We start from the raw sequence: 19,939 nt of genomic DNA, 5'->3' as shown, positions 1-19,939 counted from the left end.
ATCTAATGAATATTCAATCCAAACAAAAGACATTGTTACTAACCCTTTTATGTATTGTCTTTTTAAGTTTTATTTCTTGTGAAGAAAAGAAAACCATAGAAAAAGCAAATGATTTAACCGTTTCTGAAGGCTTTAAAAATCCACTTGGGTTTTACGACGCTAACCCAACATTTTCTTGGAAATTGCCTGTTGCTGAAGATGTTAAACATCAGTCAGCCTTCCAGATTGTGGTGGCCTCCAGTGAAGATTTATTGCCCGATAATGCCGATTTATGGGATTCAGGTAAGCAAATGACAGACCAGTCTGTTTGGATAAAATATGAAGGTAAACCTCTACAGTCTCGCCAAAAAGTATATTGGCAGGTAAAGTATTGGAATCAAGATGAAGATGCTTCTCCCTGGAGTGCTATAAATCATTTTGAACTGGGGTTATTAAACAACAGCGATTGGAAAGCAAAGTGGATTGGCTTAGATACTAAAAAAGAGAAAGTATTAGGAAGTCAAGATAATATTATTCATCGTCCACAATATTTAAGAAAAGGATTTGAATTGTCTAACGATGTAGCATCGGCAAGATTATATATTACAGCTAAGGGTGTATTTGATTTGGCTATAAATGGTGAAGATGTAAGTGATGATGTTATGCCACCTGGATATACCCCTTATCAAGAACGAATAGAGACTATTACTTATGATGTAACTAATTTAATAGAGTCTGGACAAAATACCATTGGCGTTGAAGTAGCTTCTGGTTGGCATTCAGGTCGTTTAGGTTGGATGGAATCTTATTGGAGTGATACAGAAACACCCAAAATTTTATGTCAGTTAGAATTAACTATGCAAGATGGTTCTAAAGAAACCATTATTTCTGATGAGAGCTGGAAAGGAACAACCAATGGGCCTATTAGACTTTCTGAAATATATGATGGCGAAACTTACGACGCTAATCTAGAAATGCTAGGCTGGACAACCAATAATTTTAATGATAAAGATTGGGAAACAGTAAATACTTTTCCTATTTCTAAGGATATACGATTAGAACCTAAAAGGCATACCACGGTTAAATCTAAGATTGAGCTGGCAGCAAAAGAAGTCATTGAAAAAGATGGTGCTTTTATTTTCGATTTTCAGCAAAACATGGTTGGGGTACCACTACTTAAAGTGCCAATGAAAAAAGGGGAGACACTTAAAATTCGATTTGCGGAAAAATTGTCTCCAGATGGTTCGTTTTATACAAAAAACTATAGAACAGCTTTGTCTACAAACTATTACACAGCATCAAAAGATGGTGTGATAGAGTGGATGCCAAAATTCACATTTCATGGATTTCAATATATAGAGCTAAGTGGATTTGATACCTCAAAAACACCATCAATTGATTGGGTAACAGGTTTGGTGCAGTATTCAGATTTTGAAGAAAATGGCACATTTACATCCTCTCATGAAAAATTAAATCAATTGCAAAGCAATATTGTTTGGGGCTTACGTGGAAACTTTTTTGATATTCCAACAGATTGCCCACAACGTGATGAGCGTATGGGATGGACTGCTGATGCACAGGTTTTTGGTCCAACTTCTATTTTTAATGCTGATGTCTATAAATTCTGGGCAAGCTGGTTACAAAGTGTTCGTGAATCCCAATATGAAGATGGAGGAATTCCTTGGGTAGTACCAGATGTGCTTTTTAATAACAAAGTAAGTGCAGGGTGGGGAGATGCCTGTGCCATAATTCCTTGGGATATATACAACAGAACTGGGGATAAAAGAATTCTTGAAGAAAACTTTGAAACCATGAAGGGGTGGGTAGCATACCATGAGGCTACTACCAAAAATTATATTTCTTCTATGGGATTTTTTGCAGACTGGTTGCAACCACTTCCTAAAAACGGCGATAATAGAGGAGATACATCTAAAAGCTTAATTGGAACAGCATTTTTTGCACATTCAGCAAAATTAACAGCGCAAACTGCTGAGGTATTAGGTGAAAAAGAAGAGCAAGCTAAATATGAGGCCTTGTTTAAAACTGTTGCAGATGCTTTTGAAAATGAATTTTTTGATGAAACGGGAAAAGTAAAAGGCGTTGAAGAAACACAAACCTCATATTTATTAGCATTAGCTTATGATTTATTGTCTGAAGGTAAACAGGCCAATGCCAAAAAATACCTCCTAGAAAAAATAGCCGAAGCAGATAATCACTTAAGAACAGGCTTTTTAGGAACACCACTATTGTCAGAAATTCTGGATGAAATGGGTGAGATAGATTTAATGTATAAACTACTGTTTAACGAAACCTACCCATCGTGGTTCTATTCTATAAATCAAGGGGCAACAACTATTTGGGAACGTTGGAACAGTTACAGTAAGGCAGAAGGGTTTAACCCTCAAAAAATGAATAGCTTAAACCATTATGCTTACGGTGCTATAGGCGAGTGGATGTATGAAAGAATTGGGGCGATTGCACCTTTAGAGCCAGGTTATAAAGCCATTCGTATTGCCCCAGAACCTAAAAGTCCATTAACCTCAGCGTCTGCAGAATTAAATACACCGTATGGGAAAGTTGCTTCTTCATGGAAAATTAATGAAGGCACTTTTACTTTAAATGTCACTATTCCACCAAATACAACAGCAAAAGTTATATTACCAGGAACTGCAGAATCGATTGAAGATACAAATGATATAAAATCGATGAGCTCAGACACTGGCGATACAGAATTATTGGTACAACCAGGAACATACACGTTTAAGTCTAAATTATAATGAATCAAAGGTTTCATATAGTTTCTGTTGTATTGATAACTGTGTTATCAATAGTGAGCTGTAAAAATCAAAATAAAGAACAGGTATCTAATCCGGTAAAGGAAGCAGAGCCATCCCAATCTAGTGAGGGTACTAACCCAGTAATTCGTCATGTTCGCACTGCTGATCCTTCTGCTCATATTTGGAGCGATGGCAAAGTGTGGATGTACACGTCTCGCGATATGGAAGATGCTACATTTTACGATTCTATGGATGGTTATCGAGCATTTTCATCCAGAGATATGGTGAATTGGACAGACCATGGTGAAGTATTGCATTCCAGAGATATTCCTTGGGGTTCTAGCGGATGGATGTGGGCGCCAACGGCTATCTATAAGAATGATAAGTACTATTTACTATATCCACATTCAGTTTTAGGCTCTAAAGACGATATGCGCTGCGGGGTTGCGGTGAGCGATGTTCCTGAAGGACCTTTTAGAGATATTGGTTGGATTGAGGGTGTGGAAGGCCAATGGCTTGACCCCTGCGTGTTTGAGGATGATGATGGAAAAGTGTATTTATACTGGGGCGTAAAAGCACCGAAAGTAGCCCGTTTAAAAGATAATCTTTTAGAGTTAGCCGAAAAACCAAGAACCATTGAATATGGAAGCGATAACTTTTTTGAAGCCAGTTACATGCATAAGAGAAATGGTGTCTATTACTTTTCATACAACGCTGGTTTAGGTGGATTTTATGCGATGGGGGATAGCCCATATGGACCATTTGAGTACAAAGGCGCTATCAATCCAAAACAAAGACAAGACCATCATTCTATTGTAAACTATAAAGGACAAGATTATTTCTTTTACCATTGGCAACATTGGAACGGCGGTTCAAAATTTAGTAGAAATACGGCTATAGAGTATTTGTATTATAATGAAGATGGCACCATTCAAGAAATTTATGCTACTAACAAAGGAGTAAGAAAGGTTGACTAATAATAAATTAATTATGAGGCTAAAAAAATATTTAAAGATGTTCCTTTTTACTTGTCTGTTTGGACTATGTAGTTTGTTTTCTACGGGACAGGAAGGCGTTAAGAAACCAATAGACAAGGTAAAATCGAATGAATGGGTCAACCTATTGGATGATAATTTATCACAATGGGAGCCTTTTACGGGGGTTCCTGAAAATTCTGTTAAGAACCTTCCCGAAAATTATAAGAAAGATGTAAATGGTGATAATAAAGCGCCTATTGGATTGGGAGATCCTATGGGAATATATAAGGTTGTAAAAGACGAAAATGGTGAACTCGTGTTAAACATATCTGGAGAGGTTTATGCAGGTTTAACCTCGAAAAAGGAGTTTTCTAATTATCATTTAACATTACTATTCAAATGGGGTGAAAAGAAATATGAACCACGGTTAGATAGAAAGCGAGATAGCGGGGTACTTTATCATTGCCATGGTGAACATGGGGCCTTCTGGAATGTTTGGAAAGCTTGTTTAGAATATCAGGTTCAAGAAGAAGATTTTGGAGATTTATATGTTTTAGGAGGTACAAAGGCAACGACTACTGTCGATGATAAAAAGCAGTGGGATCCCATGTCAAAAGTAAAAAACAATTCGCATACCAAAAATGCTCTTGATGCAGAACTTCCCCATGGAGAATGGAATCGAATTGATTTATATGTACTCGAAGATTCGGCCATTCATGTAACCAATGGGAAAGTGGTTTTGGCGCTAACAAATGCTAAAAAATCCGATGGTGAGGTTTTAACTTCTGGACAGATTCAACTGCAATCGGAGAGTGCAGAATGTTACATGAAGGATATACATATTAGGCGCATTTCAAAGTTTCCGAAAAAGCTAAGAAGGGCTGCTCAATTATAGCAAAGAGTAAAAATTAATTATTAACAATATATAATGAAATTTAACAGGTATCTAATCTTAATGACAATTGCGTTTTTTGCAATGTCAGGTTGTAAAACAAAAACTAACGAGGTTACTCAAAAAGAAACGAATCCAGAAGTCCCCGCTAAAAAACCAAACATCGTTTATATTTTAACGGACCAGTGGCGTGGCTCGGCTTTGGGTTACGCTGGAAATCCCGATGTGAAAACACCTAACCTAGATGCATTTGCAAAACAATCTGTAAATTTTGCTAATGCAGTTTCGGTTATGCCTGTTTGTACACCTCATAGAGCATCGTTGCTTACCGGGAAATTTCCGACCACCACAGGTATGTTTCTTAACGATTTGTACTTGCCAGCAGAAGAATTAACTATGGCAGAAATTTTCAAGTCAGCTGGATATAATACAGCCTATTGGGGTAAATGGCATTTAGATGGTCATGGCAGATCTAGTTTTATTCCAAAGGAAAGACGCCAAGGTTTTGATTATTGGAAGGCTTTGGAATGTTCACATAATTACACAAAAATGCCGTATTATGATAACAACAATGAAACGTTGAAATATTGGGATGAATACTCACCGTTTGCCATAGTAAAAGATGCTAATAATTATGTAACGGAACATGCTAAGAGCGATAAGCCATTTTTAGCCCTTATTTCAATAGCGACACCACATTATCCGCATAATTCGGCGCCTAAAAAATATAAGGATATGTATCCAATGGATTCCTTAACATTAAACCCTAATATTCCGGAGAAATTTAAACAACGTTGCCGGGAAGAATTGCAGGGGTATTATGCGCATGCCACGGCAACGGATGAAGCTATAGGGAGGGTTCTTAATAAACTTAACGAACTTAATTTAATGGATAATACCATTGTGGTATTTTCTGCAGACCACGGAGAAATGATGGGAGCGCATGATGTTAAACCATTTGTAAAGCAACTTGCGTGGGACGAATCTATTCGCGTGCCTTTTTTAATTCGTTATCCAGGTATTGATAAAAATAAAGGTGCCGTAGTAAATGCACCATTAACGACGCCTGATATATTACCTTCATTATTAGGGCTAACCGATATAGATATACCAGTAGGAATTGAAGGGGAGAACCTAAAAGACTTACTAATAAATCCAGATCCTAATGCGGATAGGGCGGCATTGGTTATGAATCCTGCACCTTTTGGTGCGAACTTCAAGGATGAACCGTATCGAGCAATTAAGACTAAACAATATACTTATGCTAGAACACCTAGTGGCCCCAGTATGTTTTATGATAATATCGCAGACCCTTTTCAGCAAAATAATTTATTAGGAAAGGCTGAATTGAGTGAAATTCAGAAGGATTTAGATGAACAGTTAAATAAAGCGCTCACTCAAATTAGTGATGAATTTGGAACACGTGACTATTATTTGAAAAAGTACAATTACATTTTAGATCCAAAGAAAAAAGCGATACCACATTGGGGCTTTAATGAAGGCGAAGGAGAACTTAAAAATGTAGGAAGCACAAAAATTGTGCAATCCCCTAAACCAATTTCTAATTAGTTCATGGCGTTTGCTTTTATTGTGTTAATTTTTTGAAATTATAGACGCGACAAGGTTTAGGAGTCTTAGAGTGCCCTGATCTGATGAAAACAAATAATTTATAAAAAGAGGAACTTAGCCTCAATTACAACTTAGTTCCTCTTTTTTATTGCTTATAAATAGCTGTTATTTAAACACTTTTCCTATGACCGTATACATTCTGCAATCCTTTGGGGCATCACCATCACTATTCCCTGCCATAATGATACTATCGCCAGCTTCGGCCACCCGATGAAAAATAGACATTACAACGTTACCAACTTTAATATCGTCGCCTGTATCTTGGTAATCGTCTAACAAGAATTCAGGTCGTTTAACCGTATCGTCATGTAATACATATATGTGCATTTTAAGGCCAGCAATAAATTGAAGCTGGTCTCTAGCCCAATATCTATTATCGGAATTTGGTGTTCTTATGTATTCAGAGCCTCTTAGGTATTTTGGAATTACCGTATAGTTTTCTTCCATGTCTGTGTAGGCCTTTTTACCCCAATGCATATTCGTGCGTAACATAGCCTTGCCATCACCAGTATAGCTAAATTTTGTAAATAGTTTACTTTTATTTGTTTTACCAGGAATGTATTCTGGAATATCTGGGATATGAACAGGCATGGGCTCCTCAGTTAAGACCTGTTCATATACTTGAGGTAACTCGGCTGTTAATCCGTTTTTAAGGTCTATCGGATTTGATGTTAATTCTACACTTGCCATTGGTAATTCTTGGAAAGTAGCCGAAACGGTAATGTTTCCCGGCTCTAATATTGAGCGCAGGGCCACACGATTAATACCAGCTTCTAGATCTAAAAATAGGTTATTTGTTGAATTGGGTTTTCCACTATTGTAGCCACCACGCCAAATGGCTGGTCCAGTTATGCTAAAGTCAACATGTCCCTTAGCTAAAGGACATCTTTGTCCTTTAGCATCTACAACTTCTACATCAATTAGTGCTATATCAGAACCATCAGCAAGCCATCCTTTAGGACCGATAATTGGAGTTAGTTTTAGAGCTACTGGTTTTCCTGCTGTGGTTTTCGTTTGGGTTACTTTAACGCTATTGTCAATAATTCCCTCTGCTTTAATTTTACCGGCTTCCCAGACAACGTTTTTAAAAGTGTATAGATATCCACTTGTAGGAGATGTGTTTTCTCCAATTAATATATCATTAACATATAATTTTACACCTGCAGTGTTGGATACCACAAAGATATCTTTTGTTGTACCTTCATTGTAATTCCAATGTCCAATAATATGTACCTGAGGTTCTGGACGCCACATAGCTTTAAGTGCATAAAAAGCTTCTTTCGGTAAACGCACAGCGTCGACTTCACCACTGGCTCTGGTAACCTCAGTTTGGCCACGACCACCATGTGTCCCATCGCTAAAAATCCAGTTTGCTCCGCCTACATGATAGGCTTTTCTGCCCATTTTGTCCCACCAATGTTGTACTTGTCTTACAGCAAATTGTTCTGAAGTGATTTTATAAGTGTTTTTATCTATATTCGGGTGACTGAAGAAATTGTCATCTGGTGAATTTTTGTCCCATATACGTCTTGGGGCTTCTTCACGCATGTATTCGCTTTCAATAACAGGCAAATCAGGATATTCGCGTTCCCAACCTTCGGTACCAATCTCTATTGAAATATAGCCTTCAGAATCATTTTTAACATCGGCTCTTCTATTCCCCATAGGGCGTTTACCATTCGGGTCAAACGTATTGATAATATTTAGAATTTCTTTATAGTGAGCCTCGCTTTCTGCCCAATTACCTCCTTCCCAGATAAATATGGATGGATGATTTCGGTAATAGACTATCATATCTTTAAATGCTTTTATACGGATGTCCCAGGTTTCTCCAGCATCCTCCGATTCACCACTTACACCAGGCATTAGGGTTACAAAACCATATTTATCGGCCATATCAGCCTCGGCTGGTGATCCTGCACAATGCCCCCATCTAATAAAATTCCCTCCAGCTTCATCCATTAATTGAAATGTATGGTCGCGCAGCCAATCTGGTAATGCTGCACCTAATCCTGCCCAGGCATTAGTAGGTTTTTGTCCCCAACCATGCAATTTGGCGTGTTCACCATTATTAAAAAAACCTTTGTCCTTATCGAATTTAAAGTTTCGTATACCTAATGGAGTGTTATACGAATCTATTACTTTACCGTCTATCAGTAAAACGCTTTGTACTGAATACATGTATGGGTTTCGGGTGTACCAAAGATTAGGGTTTTCAATATGCGTTTTTGTAGAAAACGTTAGTTTTTCTCCAGCTTTTACGTCTTGTTCTGTTTCAGAAGTCGCAACAAGTGTGCCCTCGTAATCGAATATGTTGGCCTTAAAACTAACGGTTTTATTCTCGTTATATTCATTTTGAACTTCAGCGTTTACAAAGATATCAGCTTCGGTCTCAGATATGTTGTCTGCGTATACATATGTACCTAGTGTTTCTAGATTATCATATAGAGGTAGTGTAATATGAAGTGGATCCATCACATGTAAAAAAACATTACGATATATGCCACCATGAGTAGGATGCCAATGCTCATGATTCCAAACTAAGGGGAAATTTTCTCTAAAATGGTCTTCTCTGTCATTGTTAACTTTTACGGCTAGAACGTTGTCACCATTAAAATTTAGGTGAGGTGTCAAATCATATCCAAAAGGAATAAAGCCTGTTTGGTTTTGCCCGAGATGTGTGCCATTTATGTAAACATCTGCTATTTGTCTAACCGATTCAAATTCAATAAATACTTTTTTTCCTTTATCCGATTCTGGTAGTTTGAAATGCTTTCGATACCAAACAGTTCCTCGCCACTGATTCGCTTCACCGTCATGATGCCCAAGGCTGTAATCGTCAAAGGTATCAATATCATTGAAGGTATGCGGACAACTTACAGTATCCCATGAGCTATCATTAAAATCAATTTTTTCTGCATTCTCAGGGTTTTCTTTAACAAACTTCCAAGCTGGATTAAAATTATATTTAATTCTACTAAGGTTTGTTTTCTCTTTGTTTGTGTTTTTTTTCTGACTAACACAAGACTCTGAATTTAAACCAATAATGGTTATTAAAATAAAGACTAATTTTAAGTTCAATTGATACATATAAAACAGACGAAATTTAAACGCAAGTCTACGTATTGTGGGAGTAATATCTGTCCTGTACTGTGTTGAATTAATGCGATATTGCGGTTTTTTTTGAAGTCGATGTTGTAATTTTTTATAGACTATTTTCTTTTCCGAGATGAAGTTGTCAATATGGAAAGGATGGTTTTTTTCATCCAGCAGGTTTTGAATTAAATTTCAATACAGTACAGGATGCATTTTGTTTAACTATGTAATAATTTTATACTCTAATTATAACAAGTTTAAATGAAGCGTAATATTTTATTTTTTGTAGTCTTATTATGTAGTTTTTTTACGGCTTCGGGGCAGCAAAGTGATTCAGATATACAACCTAATGTTCTTGTATTTTATATTGATGATTTACGAGCGGAATTAGGGTGTTATGGAAGTAAGACAGCAAAAACCCCCAATATTGATAAACTAGCAACAGAGGGTGTGTTGTTTAATAAAGCTTATGTCCAACAGGCAATATGCGCGCCTTCCAGAATGAGTACTTTAACAGGGTTGCGCCCAGAAACTTTAGGAATTTATAGCATATTCACACCTTTAAGGAGCGTACATAAAGATGTTGTTTCCATGCCACAGCTCTTTAAGGAAAATGGATACAAAACTGTAAGTATAGGCAAAGTTTATCATCATAGCACAGATGATAAAGCGTATTGGACTACCTATTTTGAAAAAGAGAAGAATACGTATAATAAACCCGAAAATAAAGCGCTATTGAAGCGTTTGGCGGATGAAGGCGTGAAGCCACTTAAAGGTCCTGCTTATGAAGATGCCGATGTAGAAGATGAAGGGTATAAAGATGGACGTGCGGCTAAATACGCTATTAAAACATTACATGAGGTAAAGAATGATAAGTTTATGATTTTTATAGGATTAAGTAAACCGCATTTACCTTTTAATGCTCCAAAAAAGTATTGGGATCTATATGATCGAAATAGTTTTGAAGTGCCTTCCAGAAAAAAACCAGAGGGTATGTATAGCTTAGCTTTAAGTAAATGGGGTGAGCTTAAAGGGTATTATAATATTCCTAAAGAGGGCGATTTAAATGATGATTTAACAAGGACTTTAATTCATGGTTATCATGCGTCGGTAAGTTATGTTGATGCTCAAGTTGGTAAGGTGATGAAGGCGTTAGAAGACTTGGATTTAAGAAAAAACACGGTTGTTATTTTTATGAGTGACCACGGTTATAAAATTGGTGAATATGGTGCTTGGTGTAAGCATTCTAATGTTGAAATTGATGTAAGAGTGCCATTAATAATTAGTAGAGAAACTGTTTATAAAAATCGGGTTTCGGGACAAACATCGGATGCCTTAGTTGAAAATGTGGATTTGTTTCCAACACTGGTAGAACTATGTCAATTAGAAGGACCTGCGTCCGATGGAAAAAGCATACTGTCTGTAATTGATAATCCACATAAAAAATGGGATGATGTCGCTACGAGCGTTTATGGAAGAGGAACAAAAATTATGGGTTGTACAGCTACCGATGGCCAATGGCGATATACCGAATGGAGGAACTCAAACACCAATGAGGTTTTGGGAGTAGAACTGTATGAACATAAAAATAGTTTATTGTCGTTTGTAAATTTGTCAGGTAAAAGCCAGTATTCAGAGACAGAAATAAGAATGAAAGGCCTTCTAGAAGAACAGTTTCCTAGAGATAAACCGTTTCCTCAGAATGACATACCTAGAAAAAAATAGACTTATTAACGCAAGCTTAACAAGCGTTTAAACAAGGCTTAATTTATGTTAAAAAACTTTTAGTTACCCTATTTAAGATTATTGGTTTTATCTGGTTGCATAATTTTGAAAAAAAGATAATTATGATAGACCTTATAAAACTGGATGCTGAATCTATGGTGCCAAAGTACTTGCAAATTATAGATTCTATTGTTTATAATATTTCTAACGGTAACGCGAAAATTGGTGATAAGGTACCTTCAATAAATAAGCTGAGTCAAGAATTTTATTTGTCGAGAGACACTGTTGAAAGGGCTTATAGGGTTTTAAAAAAACGTAATGTTATTGTTTCTGTGCATGGTAAGGGAACTTATATTGCAAAAAATCAACTCATATCAAAGCTCAATATCTTATTTCTGGTAAACAAATTAAGTCCTTATAAAATGAAGGTTTACAATTCTTTTTTGAAAGAAATGGGAGAAGGGTGTCACGTTGATCTTCATAGCTATCATTGCGATGAAACCTTGTTTTTAGAACTAATGGCAAAATACAAATCAGATTATAGTTACTTTGTTATCATGCCGCATTTCCGGACAGAGAGTTTATCCCATACCAGTTTTACTCAAAAAGTGCGTGAGGTTATAAATGACATACCTAAGGAAAACTTAGTGCTTTTAGATAATGGCGATCATGAAATTAAAGGTGATTGTGTTGAAGTTTGTCAAGATTTTGAAAATGATATTTTTGCCGCTTTACATAGTGGAACCGAAAAAATAAAGAAGTATGATAAGTTAACGCTTGTGTATCCTGAAACATCATTTTATCCATATCCAAGAAAAATATTGGATGGTTTCAGGAAGTACTGCTCTTTTCATGCTTTTAATTTTGAAATAATTGAAGAGATTCCAAGTCAATTCAACTTAGAAAGTAAAAACCTTTATATCACTATTGAAGATGATGATTTAGTTAGAGTTATGAACCATATTAAGGAAAGTGAATATGAATTGGGCAAAGATGTAGGGGTTATTTCCTATAATGATACACCATTAAAACAAGTACTTGGTATAACGGTTATCTCAAGTGATTTTAATGCCATGGGAAAACAAGCAGCAAAAATGATTACAGAAAATATCAAGGAAAAGGCAAAAGTGCCATTTTATTTTTTAGATAGAGGTTCAATTTAACCTGAGCATAGTTTGTAGTAAAAAAAGTAGGGAGTCTGTGTACAAAATGGGCTTCCTTTTTTATTTAAAAAGAAAGCTAAAACACTAATTTTAAAAAAACAGGTATTATAGAACTCAACAATTTTTTAGCTTTGGAATTCTTGGCTGTATGTTAAAAAAAATAAACTTCTTTGGTTAATTTAGCATCAATACTTTAATAAAGTTTAATGAATTTAAGGTTACTGGTTTTATTCTTGATTGTCAACATAAACTTGTTGTTTGCCCAGTTTGATAATTATAATTTTAGATATATTAATATATCTGACGGTCTATCTAACAATAATGTTTCATCAATAGCACAAGACAAGTTCGGACAGCTTTGGTTTGCAACTAGCAATGGCTTAAACAAATACAACGGACAAGAGTTTACAGTATATAGAAATGTACCAAAAGATAAACATAGTATAAGTACTAGTGAAGTTTCTAATGTTTTAGTTGATAGAGATGGATACGTTTGGGCGGGGACTTATAATGGTTTAAACCGCTATGACCCGAAAACTAATAAATTTAAAAGGTACTATAGGCAAAAGAAAAATAAGCATTCTTTAACGCATAGCTTGATTTTTTGTAGTAAAGAAATGCGTGGAGGTAACATTTGGTTTGGTACAGCAGATGGTATTTCTATTTATGAAAAAAAGAAACAACGATTTATACGATTTCTATATGGAAGCAAAGATGAAGGATTAAGGCGTATACATGATATTTATATAGATAAAAATCAAAATATTTGGTTGTCCACAAATGCCGGAATAATAAAAGTTGTATTAGACAAGAACAATAAGTTTAAAGTCAAGAAATATAATGTTGATAATCAAAACAATGAAATTTATGTAAACAGTATTATAGAAATTGCACCTAATATATTAGGTGTTGCAACTAGATATAGAGGTTACTTAAACTTTAATATTAAAACAGAAGAGTTTTATCGTCCTAAGGAATATAAATTGCCAGAAAACTTGGACATAAGGGATTTGGAAATTGATGAAGATGAAAATTTATGGATGGCATGTACAAATGGTCTTTACATTGTTTCAAACACCAACCAAGCTAGTACAAAGCAAGATAATTATAGTTTTCAAAATAATATAAGAAGTATTTATAAAGGTAAAAATGGGTTTTTTTGGTTAAGTACACAAAATGCAGGTGTTATAACGTGGCATAAATCTTATCAAAACTTCTTTCATATTAAAAATAATAATTCTAACAACCACATTACCAATAGTATTGTAGCAGATGAAGATGGCAAGGTGTATTTTGCAACTGAAGGTGGTATTGTAAACATAATAGATAAACAAGGTAATATTTCTGAAGTTTATAAAATAAAGACCTTAGAGAATAATATAGGTCATACAATAAAATCAATGTTTTTCTGCGTTCCTAATTTGCTTTTTATTGGAACTACCAATAAAGGCTTAATTGTATTTGATATAAAGGCTAAAAAAGCCTTGGATAACTATTTTTCTAAAGAATTAAATGCTTATTTAAAGAATACAATTATTAACGAAATAAAAAAAGATTCTAAGCAAAATTTGTATATCGGCACTTTTGGTAAAGGACTTGTTAAGTACAACTTAAAAACTAAGCTTTCTTCTACGTATAACCGACCAAAAATTGCAACAAACATTGTGAAAACTATTGTTGTAGATGATGATGACAATTTAGTTGTTGGAGGAATGGGAGGTGTATCTTTAATTGAGGTTAACAAAGCGGGTAATTTTAATGTAAAAAATTATTTTAAAAACAATCCTTTAGTAGTTAATAATGTTACTAGTGTTTTTAAAGATTCTAATAACGTTGTTTGGGCGGGTACATTAACCATGGGGCTTTATAAGTTTAATGGAGAAAAGTTCGAGAGGGCAAAGATTCCTTATAAAGATAGATTTTCAACAGTTAATTCTATTTTAGAGGGTGAAAAAGGTGTTTTATGGATAAGTACAGATACAGGTATTGTAAAATTTAATTCTGTTACAGGAAAAAGCTTCACTTATAATCAGACTAGTAAATTAATTAAAAGTTTTCGAGAAAACGCGAGTTTAAAGGTAAATGATAATCTTTATTTTGGAGATTCTTATGGCGTTACTGTTTTTAATCCTAAGAACATCATCAAAATTACTGAGGTACCAAAGGTAGTTTTGTCTAAATTAAAAATTAAAAATGAAACTGTAAATATTGGTGACGAAAATAAAGTCTTAACCAAAAGCTTGAATTATACTGATTTACTGGAATTAGATTACAACAATTCTAATTTTTCTATAAGCTATGCTCTACCAAATTACATTAATCCTAATGGAAATAAATATGCTTATCGATTAAAAGGGCTAGACGATTCTTGGATGTATACAAAACAGACAGAAGCTTTCTTTACGCTCCAAACTGCTGGTACTTATACTTTTCAGGTAAAAGCTGCAAATCATGATGATGTTTGGAATAATAGAGCAACTAATGTAAAAGTTATAATACATCCTGCACCTTGGAAAACATGGTGGGCTTATGCTATTTATTTTCTTTTGCTTTTTGGACTCTTTTATGGTATTACTTGGATGTTACAGTCTAAAGCAAGATTAAAAAACAAGTTAGAATTAGAGTATTTAGAAAACAAAAGAATTGAAGATTTAAACACATCTAAACTACAATTTTTCACCAATATTTCTCATGAGTTTAGAACACCGCTAACTTTAATATTGGGACCACTTCAAAATATATTGGAGAACTACTCTGGTTCTAATGCCACGTACAAAAAACTTAAAGTCATCGAAAGCAGCGCAAATAGGTTATTAAGGCTTATAAATAGGTTGATGGATTTTAGGAAACTAGAAAGTAACCAGTTAAAACTGTCGGCAGCAGAGGGGAATATTGTTAAGTTTCTAAAGGAAATATATTTGTCTTTTTCCGAACACGCTAAAAACGGAAATTACAATTATGAATTTCATTGTAATGACGATGAAATTCTTGTGTATTACGATAGGTACAAGTTAGAGCGGGTATTCTATAATTTGATTTCAAATGCTTTTAAATATACTACTGAAGGCGGGGATATTAGTATCAATATTTACAAAAAAGAGGAGCACCTTTTTGTTGAGGTTAGAGATTCAGGGGAGGGTATTCCTGAGGAATATTTAGATAAGATTTTTGATCGCTTTTTTGAAATACCTGCAACGAATGAGATAGAGGAGGTGTATAAAAAAGGAACAGGAATTGGTTTGTCTATAGCAAGCAATATTGTAAAACTGCATCACGGAGAAATATCTGCAAATAATTTTGAACCCAAAGGCTCAATTTTTACTGTAAAATTAAAATTGGGTAGGGCCCATTTGTCTGAGGATGAAGTATTAGATACTTTTAAAATGAGTGATGATGTCTCTCAATACGCAGCACAGATTGATGTAAAGGACATACAACTAACAAGTATTCCTGAAGATTTACTTACAGAAAATAAAGAGTATACCATTCTTGTTGTTGAAGATAATGCCGTGCTCAGGTCATTTATAAAAGAGATACTAAAACAAAATTATAATGTTTTACAAGCCGAAAATGGCAAAGTAGCATTAGATAAAGCCATTAAGCATTTACCAGATTTAATAATTAGTGATGTAATTATGCCAGAAATGGTTGGAACGGAATTGTGCTCGAAAATTAAAACAACCTTGGCAACGAGTCATATACCTGTTATACTTTTAACCTCCAGATCTTCCTTGGTTTATAAATTTGAAGGATTAGAAAGTGGTGCAGATGATTACATTAGCAAACCGTTTAATTTGAAGGAATTTAATCTGAGAATTCATAATTTGTTAGAGTCAAAAAAGCGGTTAAAGGAAAAATTTTCATCAAGTGAGAGTTTATCAGCCATAAATTTGTCTTTAACTTCTCTTGATGAGCAATTGTTAAAGAAGGCTCTTAAAATAGTTCAAGATAATGTCTCTAATCAAGGGTTTAATATTGCTCATTTTTCGGAAGAATTAGGGGTGAGTCGATCTATGCTTTTTACAAAAATAAAGGCATGGACAAATTCTACGCCGAACGATTTTATTCAAGAAGTAAGGTTAAACCATGCCGCTAGAATGCTAGAGTTAAATAAACTAAGTGTCTCGGAAATTTCTTTTGAAGTTGGTTTTAAAAGACCTAAATACTTTAGTCAGATTTTTCAAAAAAAATACGGGATAACGCCATCTGAGTTTTCAAAAAAATTCAGGCAGGAGCATTCATAGGTAGCTTATAACCTTTATTAATTAAATTGATTGTGATTTTTGCCTCAGATAGAAACATTGAGTCGTGCCGAAACTGGTTATCTCTTGATGAATTCTATTGGGTGACTAAGGTTAGTTTAAGCGGTTTATGTTGTCTGTATCGTTAGGTGTTTTTCGTTTCAAGGTTCAATTGAGGGCACTTACTTGTAACGCTTTAAATTATAAGTAGTCTTCTAGCTCATTTTTTTTGCCTTACCTAAAAACACCCATCTTTAGAATATTATGATTAAACTGTCTAAAATGCATGACACTACAGGATTATTTTTAAAGTCAGAAAGGCTAGATTTGTTGGGATATAGTTCAAAATTAATTAAGTATGAGAATTGCCTTTATAGCCGTTTTTTTAAGTGCTTTTTTTTTAAACACTGCACATGCGCAACGGATAGTATCAAATTTTAATAATAGTTGGTCTTTTATTCTTGAAGATAACCCGTCATTTTCAAAAGAAAACATAGATGATACCTCATGGAAAACTTTAAACGTTCCCCACGATTGGTCTTTTGAAAAGGGAGTTAGAAAGGGTGGAGACCAAGGTCAAGGTGGTGGTTACCACGATGGCGGCATTGGTTGGTACCGAAAGCAATTTGATGTAAAAAAAGAAAGTCTTTCAAAAATTACATACATTAATTTTGACGGGATATATATGAATAGTGAAGTGTGGGTGAATGGCAACTACATCGGGAAGCGTCCATATGGCTACATTAGTTTTAGATATGATATTTCAAAGTATTTAAAGGAAGGTGAGAACACTATTGCTGTGAGGGTAGATAACAGTTTAGAACCTTCTGCGCGTTGGTATCATCCTTGTGGAATTTATGCGGCGGTAAAGTTAGTCGAGGTAAATCCTGTGCACTTCAAGCCAAATTCTATTTTTATAACAACACCAACTATAGAAAAGCATAGTGCTACTGTAAATATTAATGCAGCAATTAATGGTAGCTTTAAGAATCTAAACTATGAGGTGAAATTACTTTCTCCAGAAGGAAAAGAAATAGCACGTAAAAGAGAAAAGCTATCGGTTATAAACCCAACATATCAATTAGAAGTTAAAAATCCGCAATTGTGGAGTCCAGATACGCCTGTTTTATATAAAGCTGTAACTCAAATTTTAGATGGTAAAATGATTATAGATGAGGTAGAAACCAATTTTGGTTTTAAGACTGTTGAATGGAAAACCGATACTGGCTTTTGGCTAAACGGAGAAAATGTTAAGCTAAAAGGTACCTGCGAGCATTGGGAAGGAGGCCCGGTAGGGGGAGCATGGACAAAGCCTATGTTACGCTGGAAACTTCAGTCTTTAAAAGATATGGGTATTAATGCTATTCGTCCGTCACACAACCCTGCACCACCCATGTTTTACGATATCTGCGATGAAATTGGATTGTTAGTAATGGATGAAATTTTTGATGGATGGCATAAAAAAGCACCTGAAGATTATGGCAAACAAGCCTTTGACGAATGGTGGCAGCGTGATGTAAAAGAATGGATAACAAGAGATAGAAACCACCCGAGTATTTTTGTTTGGAGTTTAGGGAATGAGACACATAGTGATGTGGCACCAGAAATGGTGAAGTTCGGTAAAAGTTTAGACCCAACACGACTGTTTACCTCAGGCGCAGGAAACCCAGAAGATATGGATATTGAAGGGGTGAATGGTGGTTCTGAGACAAAATCGTTTATAGAGGGTAAAACATTAACTAAGCCCTTTATTTCTACCGAAGCCCCACACACATGGCAAACAAGAGGTTATTACCGTACCCAAACTTGGTGGCGCGATAACGAATTGCCTGGCACATATGAGTTGCCTAATTTAACCGAAAAAGAAATTTTCTTTTATGAAGGTCTAAACCCAAAGAATTGGAGAAATAGAAAACAACGTTTTAATTCGTCTTACGATAATGCAACAGTTCGTGTTTCAGCAAGAAAGTATTGGGAGGTCATGCGCGATACACCATGGCATAGTGGACATTTCCGTTGGACAGGTTTCGATTATTACGGAGAAGCAGGTTTAGTGCACGGTGGGTTACCGTTTAATTTATTTATGGGTGGTGCCCTTGATGTAGCAGGTTTTAAAAAGGATTTATATCATTTTTATAGAAGTCAGTGGACTGAAGAGCCCATGATTCACATGCTACCACATTGGACACACCCTAGAATGGAAAAAGGAACGGTAATTCCAGTTTGGGTATATTCCAATACCGATGAGGTGGAGCTATTTCTTAACGGGAAATCTCTAGGAAAAGATAAACCAGGAACTATTTGGAACGAAATGCAATGCGAGTGGCTAGTGCCTTATCAGGAAGGAACTATTGAAGCCGTGGGTTATATTAACGGAAAAGAAGTGAATAGAACATCATTTCGCACCAGCGAACAGCCATCAAAATTAAAAACAAGTATACAAAAATTAGAAGCAGAAGATAGTTTTGAAGCTAGCTATATCATCACATCTGAAAGTTTAGACGAAAACAACAATTTATATCCCTACGGCGAAAATAAAATCTATTATAATATTCAAGGCGATGTGAATAAAGTGTCTATGGAAAATGGAAATCCAATAGATCCAACAAGTAGAACTAAAGCAGATTTTAGAGCTTTGTTTTTTGGGAAAACAAGATTGTTTTTAAGAGAGCAACCAGATGCAAAAGAAGCGTCGATTATAACAGCATATATTTTAGGTGATAAAGCATTATTTCTATCCAATAAAATTACAATTGACGCTGAAGTTATTTCAATTTTAGGCAATTCAAAGAAATCAGATGTAGAAATCTTTTACACCACGAATGGCGATAACCCTGAAGTAAATGGATTGTCTTATAAGTCTTCATTTGAAGTTTCAGACGGAACAACAGTTAAAGCGATTGTTAAGCAAGATGGTGAGGTCGTTTTAACCATGGAAGAAACATTTGGTAAAACTGAAGGGTTGTTTTGGGGTGATGAGCATTCTGCCGACATCTGGATTGGTAGAGGTGTTAATATTTCTGCAGAAGATGGTATCTTAACGGGTTCAGCAAAACCGAGTAGAGATGCACGTCGTTTTAAAGGTACTGGTTTTGTAGATTTTAAAGGTGGTGAAGGCTCAATTACTTGGTATCAAGAAAATGATGGAGAACCAGGAGATTACAGTATTCGATTTAGATACATGCATAACAATGAGGGTAAACTACACCGTATGAAACTCTATGTAAACGACGAACATGTTAGAGATATAGAATTTAAAGCAACAGGTGGTTGGGAAAAAGAATGGAAGTTTGTACCCACCATTATCGTACTGCAATCTGGAGCTAATAATATCAAATTAGAAACCACAGGAGAGAGCGCACCCTACATTGACGAGTTGTTTATAGATTAAGCTTAAGTAATAGATATGGGGTTTGTATATGTAATTGCAGTTTTATTGGTGTTAAATATGCTGTTATTT

Annotated in this window: 9 protein-coding genes; 8 read left to right on the top strand and 1 reads right to left on the bottom strand. The window is 35.1% G+C overall.

Annotated features, from left to right (window positions below; translation table 11 throughout):
• Nucleotides 1–5 precede the first annotated feature (5 nt).
• The 4 genes from E5D58_RS14240 to E5D58_RS14225 are packed head-to-tail and all read left to right on the top strand — an operon-like array spanning nt 6 to nt 6,194.
• Nucleotides 6–2,756 carry a family 78 glycoside hydrolase catalytic domain gene (locus E5D58_RS14240; RefSeq protein WP_136482927.1) on the top strand — a complete coding sequence of 917 codons (2,751 nt, stop codon included), beginning with the start codon at nt 6–8 and terminating at the stop codon, nt 2,754–2,756.
• Nucleotides 2,756–3,733: a family 43 glycosylhydrolase gene (locus E5D58_RS14235; RefSeq protein ID WP_136482925.1), complete on the top strand. Its 978-nt coding sequence runs from the start codon at nt 2,756–2,758 to the stop codon at nt 3,731–3,733. Before E5D58_RS14240 ends, E5D58_RS14235 begins: the two co-directional genes overlap by 1 nt.
• Nucleotides 3,734–3,770: 37 nt before the next feature.
• Complete coding sequence (locus tag E5D58_RS14230; protein ID WP_168796702.1) at nt 3,771–4,628, top strand: 3-keto-disaccharide hydrolase; 858 nt, start codon at nt 3,771–3,773, stop codon at nt 4,626–4,628.
• Between the two features lie 33 nt (nt 4,629–4,661).
• Nucleotides 4,662–6,194 (top strand): sulfatase family protein, encoded by a 1,533-nt coding sequence (locus E5D58_RS14225; protein ID WP_136482921.1) that lies wholly within the window; start codon nt 4,662–4,664, stop codon nt 6,192–6,194.
• Between the two features lie 165 nt (nt 6,195–6,359).
• Here the strand turns inward: E5D58_RS14225 and E5D58_RS14220 are convergent, their stop codons facing one another.
• A complete protein-coding gene (locus tag E5D58_RS14220) occupies nt 6,360–9,335 on the bottom strand; it encodes a glycoside hydrolase family 2 protein (RefSeq protein ID WP_168796701.1) in 2,976 nt (991 codons plus the stop codon).
• 276 nt (nt 9,336–9,611) lie between these two features.
• Between E5D58_RS14220 and E5D58_RS14215 the strand changes: the two genes are divergently transcribed.
• The 4 genes from E5D58_RS14215 (at nt 9,612) to E5D58_RS14200 (ending at nt 19,870) form a co-directional block, all read left to right on the top strand.
• The gene (locus E5D58_RS14215) at nt 9,612–11,075 is read left to right on the top strand and encodes a sulfatase (RefSeq protein ID WP_136482918.1); all 1,464 of its coding nucleotides are present in this window, start codon (nt 9,612–9,614) and stop codon (nt 11,073–11,075) included.
• A 122-nt stretch (nt 11,076–11,197) separates the two neighbouring features.
• The gene (locus tag E5D58_RS14210) at nt 11,198–12,238 is read left to right on the top strand and encodes a GntR family transcriptional regulator (RefSeq protein ID WP_136482916.1); all 1,041 of its coding nucleotides are present in this window, start codon (nt 11,198–11,200) and stop codon (nt 12,236–12,238) included.
• Nucleotides 12,239–12,444: 206 nt separating this feature from the next.
• Nucleotides 12,445–16,482 carry a hybrid sensor histidine kinase/response regulator transcription factor gene (locus tag E5D58_RS14205; RefSeq protein WP_136482914.1) on the top strand — a complete coding sequence of 1,346 codons (4,038 nt, stop codon included), beginning with the start codon at nt 12,445–12,447 and terminating at the stop codon, nt 16,480–16,482.
• A 355-nt stretch (nt 16,483–16,837) separates the two neighbouring features.
• Nucleotides 16,838–19,870: a sugar-binding domain-containing protein gene (locus E5D58_RS14200; protein WP_136482912.1), complete on the top strand. Its 3,033-nt coding sequence runs from the start codon at nt 16,838–16,840 to the stop codon at nt 19,868–19,870.
• The last annotated feature ends 69 nt before the right edge of the window (nt 19,871–19,939 follow it).

The organism is Cognatitamlana onchidii, assembly GCF_004804355.1.
Classification (GTDB): domain Bacteria; phylum Bacteroidota; class Bacteroidia; order Flavobacteriales; family Flavobacteriaceae; genus Cognatitamlana; species Cognatitamlana onchidii.
Note: the sequence above shows the minus strand (reverse complement) of the source record. Positions and strands in the feature narration are given on the sequence as shown.

What these genes read in the sequence shown, in the direction of transcription:
- E5D58_RS14230 (WP_168796702.1), top strand. Translation starts at nt 3,771, where the DNA reads ATGTTCCTTTTTACTTGTCTGTTTGGACTATGTAGTTTGTTTTCTACG.
- E5D58_RS14205 (WP_136482914.1), top strand. Translation starts at nt 12,445, where the DNA reads ATGAATTTAAGGTTACTGGTTTTATTCTTGATTGTCAACATAAACTTG.
- E5D58_RS14215 (WP_136482918.1), top strand. Translation starts at nt 9,612, where the DNA reads ATGAAGCGTAATATTTTATTTTTTGTAGTCTTATTATGTAGTTTTTTT.
- E5D58_RS14210 (WP_136482916.1), top strand. Translation starts at nt 11,198, where the DNA reads ATGATAGACCTTATAAAACTGGATGCTGAATCTATGGTGCCAAAGTAC.
- E5D58_RS14235 (WP_136482925.1), top strand. Translation starts at nt 2,756, where the DNA reads ATGAATCAAAGGTTTCATATAGTTTCTGTTGTATTGATAACTGTGTTA.
- E5D58_RS14200 (WP_136482912.1), top strand. Translation starts at nt 16,838, where the DNA reads ATGAGAATTGCCTTTATAGCCGTTTTTTTAAGTGCTTTTTTTTTAAAC.
- E5D58_RS14225 (WP_136482921.1), top strand. Translation starts at nt 4,662, where the DNA reads ATGAAATTTAACAGGTATCTAATCTTAATGACAATTGCGTTTTTTGCA.
- E5D58_RS14240 (WP_136482927.1), top strand. Translation starts at nt 6, where the DNA reads ATGAATATTCAATCCAAACAAAAGACATTGTTACTAACCCTTTTATGT.